Annotated in this window: 2 protein-coding genes; both read left to right on the forward strand. The window is 41.1% G+C overall.

The features are described from left to right. Nucleotides 1–19 precede the first annotated feature (19 nt). The gene (locus QMD21_00940; protein ID MDI6855337.1) at nucleotides 20–4,837 is read left to right on the forward strand and encodes a S8 family serine peptidase; all 4,818 of its coding nucleotides are present in this window, start codon (nucleotides 20–22) and stop codon (nucleotides 4,835–4,837) included. A 70-nt stretch (nucleotides 4,838–4,907) separates the two neighbouring features. Further along, a partial coding sequence (locus QMD21_00945) for a clostripain-related cysteine peptidase (protein MDI6855338.1) occupies nucleotides 4,908–6,491 on the forward strand: 1,584 nt, incomplete at its 3' end.

Below are 6,491 nucleotides of genomic sequence, written 5' to 3' on the forward strand. Positions count from 1 at the left end.
GTTCGGTGAAATTCCAGGCTTGTACGGCTCAGGAACTAACGAGCAAATAGTAGTGAATCAATATCCTGATAATTGGTCAGCTGAGCACGGCACTTGCGTAGTCAGTGTTATTGTAGGATTAGGTAGAACACCTTATTCAAGGGGTATAGCGCCGGGCGCTAAAATAGTCTACGTTTATAGCAGTTCAAACTGGTACGATTCCTATTGTCTAAACGGCTGGAATGCAGGAGCTAGAATATTCTCAGCTTCTTGGGGCGGCGGTACTAGCGGCTATTACGGCACAGATACTAACTCGATAGATAGTAGATGCTGGAACAATCCTTATTACGTGTTAAATTTTGCAGCAGGTCAAGGCTCTGGACTAAATCCAGCTGATGATTATAAGCTTGACACTATTACAACTTACGCTACTGCGAAGAACGTTATTACAGTAGGCGGAGTACAGGATCAAGAGAACGATGACCCAAGCGATGACTTACAGCATTACGATGCTGCAAGAGGACCTACTGACGACGGCAGGTGGAAGCCTGATATTATGGGCGATTTTATCAATATCTACACTGCAGACCAGCTTGGTACTGGTGGCGATAGCGTTACAGAAGGCGAGACTCCTTTAGACTACGAGACTTTTTCAGGCACTTCCGCAGCCACTCCTATGGTTTCAGGTCTCTGCGCTTTGATAATGCAAGATTACTATGCTCAGTTTGGCGTCTATCCTTCCTCGTCATTAGTAAAAGCGCTTTTAATAAACACAGGTAGGGATACTAATTTTACCAATCCTGCAGGCACTATATGGCACGGGTTTGGACCTTGCGATGCAAACGGAAATGGTATAGTAGGAGAGGATTTGAAAGGAGCTGATGGAGTTATAGATGAGGTTGGCGTTATTGTGCAGGGTTGGGGAGTTGCAAATGTAAAAGATATAATCAAGAAATGGAGTAATTTCTATATAGACGATCGGAATGTGGCTCTATCTACTGGTAGTTATAAAGATTATCAAGTTCTTGCTACTGGGCTACAGCCCTTAAAAGTGACTCTTGTATGGACTGACTATCCTCCAGGCGCTGTGGGCTCTAATAAAGCGCTCTATTACGATTTAGACCTTAGAGTTACAGCTCCGGACGGCACTACTTATTATTTAGGTAATAATTTCGGCACTAATTCTTCGTTTACACTTTCAGGGCCTTGGACATTAGGCGGCACAGGACCTGATAGACAGAATAATGTAGAATGCGTTTTTATAGAGAATCCAGTCCCTCAAGGGGTTTATACAATTAGAGTGTATGCCCATTCTTCTGCCGCTGCCCTAAGATATGCGCTAGTAGTCTCTGGAGTTGGTAATGCTACAGGTAGAGTTGAATGGTTGGGCGCAAATTATTACAATTATTATAACGGTGCGCAAGGAACTGTCTGTGTGATAGATAGCGATCTTAACGCTAATCCAGCTGAAATAGAAACTACGAGAGTTAAAATTTATAGTAAAGCAGACCCTAAAGGTATAGAAGTTACTTGCGTTGAAGCTGGAGTAAATTCAGCATTATTTACAGCGGTTGTTAATTTCACGACCACTAGCGAAAGTGACGCTTCAACAAATAGAATATTAACTTACGCAGAAAACGACCTTGTAACAGCTAGATATACAGATGCATCGCCAGCCGCAACAGTTTATGCAAATGTGTCTTACGACTGCGTAGCGCCTAAAATAAGTAACGTTTTCATTACAGGGTTGGCGCCTGCGCATGCAACTCTGCAGTGGTATACCGACGAGCTTGCAGAAGGACAAGTTTATATCCAAGATACTGGTACTGGCATATGGGGTGAGCGCGATTACTATGCAAGAACGCCTTACGTAGAATATTGGAATTATTATCACGGCTGGTATATATTGAGTAGTAGATCGAAAGGGTTCGAAACTCCTGTAATCAAGCCCAACACTACCTACAAATTCCAAGTTAACGTTACAGACAAAGCAGGCAACTGGGCTGTAGACAATAACAACGGGAATTACTATTGGTTCAGAACGCCGGCACAGCCTTTTAAAGTGATGTTTGTTAATGACGAATACATTTCTTCAGGCTTGTATAAAGGCTACGATTTAGGCTGGCTGCTATCACACTACCTTAATCTTACTGGTATAGCGCACGAAGAATGGAACGAGAGTGCAAGCGTAATTCCTACCGCTACAATGGTGCAGTACGATATAATAATCTGGAACTGCGGAGGTAAAACTTCTTCTACAACAGCTCATTTTCGAGCAGGTGAAGCACCTTTAAGCACTACTGAGCAGACTAATATAAAAAGTTATTTGGATACTGCAGCTGTTGGTCTTACAAACAGGAAGCCTAGAATGTGCTTGATGGGGCTCGACACAGCTTACGATTCTGCAACTACTGCAACGTTTCGTGATTATTTCAGAATAACTGCAGCAGCATCAGAATCCGGAAACAGAGGATTCGGAACTACTAACGATTGGTTAGGTAATAATATTCCAGTCTACGGTGCAGTCTATCCTTTGCTTGAATTAAGTTGGGCTGACGATATCTCGCCGAAAGCTGGCGGTTACAGTAGTATAAACTGGACTGCTGGCAAGTCTTGGGCGGTCTGGAGCGGTACTTACGCAAGTGGTGCAAGGCAGACTCTTTTCATGCCTTGTTACTGGCAGTATGTGAATTACGATGACAACAAAGGCTATGGCGGTAAGTATAACAGAAGATGGTATAGTTTTCTGCTCGGCTGGAATGAAAGGGTTTATAAAGGCACTACTACTTACTCGCAATTCACATCAAAGCCAATTTCGCCAAGCGGCACATTTGCACCGCCACCTACTTCTATTTCAGGTAAAGTAATAAATCAAACTGGTAAAGAGATTCAAGGCGCTATAGTGCAAGCAGTGGATACGGCTGATACTAAAATAGTAAGAGGCGCTGGCTGGACGAACGAGTCAGGTCGCTACGTAATAGTAAATCTCAACGGGGGCGTAACATATAGATTAATTGCTAACGCAGATGACTCCAGTGCTACTTACGGCGACGTAACTGCTGTTTCGGAAACAGATGTTGCAGATATTAATTTTGTAATCTCTATAAAGAACGACACAGGCGTTGCTAAAATAGATAATTTTGTAGATGGAGCTACATATCCGCCTGGTACTTACGATATAAATGCAACTGTGAAAAACTACGGTAGTTTAGCGCAGAATCCTTTTGACGTTGTTTGCATAATTAAAGAGGTTCCTAGAATTTACAAAGAAGATTTTGAAGATGGTGTTGCAGATGGCTTCACATTCGTTTCAGGCACTTGGAGCGTTTCCGAAGGCGTTTTAAAGCAGACAAGCACAAGCGAGAGTTTTGCGGTTGTCGGCGATAGCACATGGACAGATTATACTTTAGAAGCTAAAGTTAAAATTGTAAGTACTGTTGCAAGCGCTTCACCGCCAAGGGGTGGAGTAGTGCTTAGATATCAAGATGTTAACAATCACTATAAATTTAGAATAGCGCCTGAGTATATGAATAATACACTTATATCTAGAGTTATTAGCGCCTCTGCAAAAACCACAATTTCAATACCTTTCATTCCAATGCGGAACGAATGGTATACTTTAAAAGTAGTTGCTCGAGGACCTTCTCTTAAATGCTGGATTGACGGCACATGGGTGTTTGAAAGAACTTATGAAGATGAGCGTGCAGATCTACCAACGCCGCCGCATATATTGAGTGGCAAGGTGGGACTATGGTGTATCGGCGGCGAAGTGCATTTCGATGACGTCTATGTCTGGAACGTAACTACACTTAAATCAGAGCCTCTATGGAAAAGTGCAAATATTGGAACTGAAGAAAATGAGATTTATCGTATAACTGAGAACACTTACGCAACATTAGCCCCTGGAGCTACCAAAACGCTCTCATGGCCTTTCACTTTTACTAAAGAAGGCTTCTACAGAATAATTGTAATAACAAAAAAAGAAACACAGAACTGGCTTAACGATAAGCAGGATATAGTAATAAGAATAAGCGGTGCGCCTTTACCGCCTTCTGTGTTAGTTAAAGCGCCTAACGGTGAGGAAGTAATGATAGGCGGCGATAAGTTCAATATTAGCTGGGTTGCAACTCAAGGTACAAATCCGTTAGCTACAAATCCTGTGAGTATTTACTATTCTACAAAAGGAGTTGCAGGTACTTGGACGCTAATTGCAGCTAATCAGCCTGCTAGCGGTATCTATCAATGGACAATACCTTTAGAGCAATCTACAGATTGCTATATTAAAGTAGAAGCTAAAGATAACGTTGGTAAAATAGGGCTTGATGTGAGCAACAGCTCGTTTACAATAAAAGTACCTGGCTTCGTGTTCACACTCGAGCCAGGCTGGAATTATCTAACATTGCCTTATACTAATGCAACAATAACCACAGCAGCTCAATTAGGTACTGCAATAGGCGCTAACTGTACCCATGTAGCAAACTGGACTGGCAGCGCATTCGTAACTTACGATAAGAAGACAGGCGCTAATAACTTCATACTAGAGCCAGGCAGAGGCTATTTGGTGCATATAGTTAACGGTACAACTAAATTCATACTTCTAGGTAGTAAAATAACAACTGTCTCAACAGCTCTAACTAAAGGCTGGAATAATATAGGATTACTCAGCTCGAGTTTTGCTAAAGCAAGCGATCTTGCAGCTAATATAGGCAATTGCGAGGCAGTTGCTTACTGGGATAACGAGCTTGGCAGATTCGTAATTCATTGCGTAAATACAGGCATCAATGACTTTGCATTAGAATCTGGAAAAGGCTACTTAGTATTCGTAACTATATCTAAAGTTTGGATACAAACGGCATGATTAGAAAAAATTTTATATCTAGAAATCTTTATTAAACCATGATATGGATTAGCAAGGCAAGGTGGAAAGAGTGCATAGAAAATTATTATTCATAATATCGATAGTATTTATGCTTATTTTGGGCAGTGCTAAATCCAGTAGTATATTTTACGAAGAAGGTAGTAGTGTAAAAGCGCAGGAAAAAGTTATTGCAAAATGGACTGTGATGGTTTTTTTGGACGGCGATGACAGCACACTGAGCAAATATACAAATGATGATGTCGACGAAATGGAAAAAGTAGGCTCAACAACTGACGTGCAAATTGTTGTAATTGCCGATGACCAATTAAATATTGATCTGAAGCCTGGCATTTATAATGTAATCTATCATCCTGCAACAGGCGTTGGTACGCGAAGAACAGCAATTGAAGAGCCTGATATGAGTGATGGCAGAACGCTTGTAGATTATATGAGATGGACTATGGAAAATTATCCATCTGAAAAATTCTGCTTGGTGCTCTGGAATCATGGCACTGGATGGAAAGGTATGAATGTGGATGATACTACTGGGGAGCCTTACTATGAAATTGAGCTTGACGAGCTGGAAAGATCTTTACGAATAATAGTGCAGGAAACAGGCAAAAAGATAGATGTTATATTATTCGATATGTGCTTGATGGGTATGATAGAAGTTGCCTATCAATTACAAGATTTGGTTGATTATATAGTATTCTCAGAAGATAAGATACCAGCAGATTCTAGAGAGTATGACTACACTCTAGCAGATCTCAAAGCAAGCCCGACTTGGAGTGCAGAGCGCTTAGCGCAAGAATGGGTTAATGATTACGTTGGTAGTGGCGGTATGATAACGCAATCCGCAGTTAACATGAGCAGACTACCGAGTTTAATAGAAGCAATGAAAAATTTTGCCGACTTGCTGTGCGAATATGTAGATGTATATCCAACTCAAATATCAACAGCTAGTTCTGCAACAAAAGGCTATGCTGTATTACACCCTGATAATGTAGAATATCTTGTGTATGCAGACCTTTACGATTTTGCATACGAGCTAAATAAAACAGCAATACCTTCTGACTTGAAAACTGCGTGTAGTAATTTAATGAGCGCAATAGATTACGTAATACTTGCTAAGAAAGGCGCTACTGACGACCATGGCCTCTCTGTATATTTCCCGTACAGAAATTATACTTTAAACAATCAATACGCCTATATGTACATGGCTCTTTACGATACCTATCGTGAAGATAGACATCAGGAGATAACAATAAAGTTTGCTCATGACGAAGGTATGCACTGGGACGATTTTTTGAGAGCTGTGTGGTTTTCGCCACCTGCATATACGCATGATGTGACTACCAATATAGGTTGGGGTACTGGATATAGCAAGAATATCTCTACGGTTTTCGCGCCTTATCGTGCGCAAACTAATACAACTATAAATGTGGATGTCTACGTTAGAAATGTAGGTAGAAGCGCTGAAAGCAATGTGCCTGTAACTCTATATTTTGCAGGTAATCCTCTAGAAACTAAATATGTGAGTTTAGGTAAAAAAAGAGTTGCTCTACTATCCTTCAATTTATCAACGCCGTCAACGGTTGGCACTTACACATTAACTGTAAAGACAGAATTGCTGACTGACGAAAACACAGCTAAT

The sequence above is a fragment of the Candidatus Thermoplasmatota archaeon genome, from assembly GCA_030018475.1.
Classification (GTDB): Archaea; Thermoplasmatota; JASEFT01; order JASEFT01; family JASEFT01; genus JASEFT01.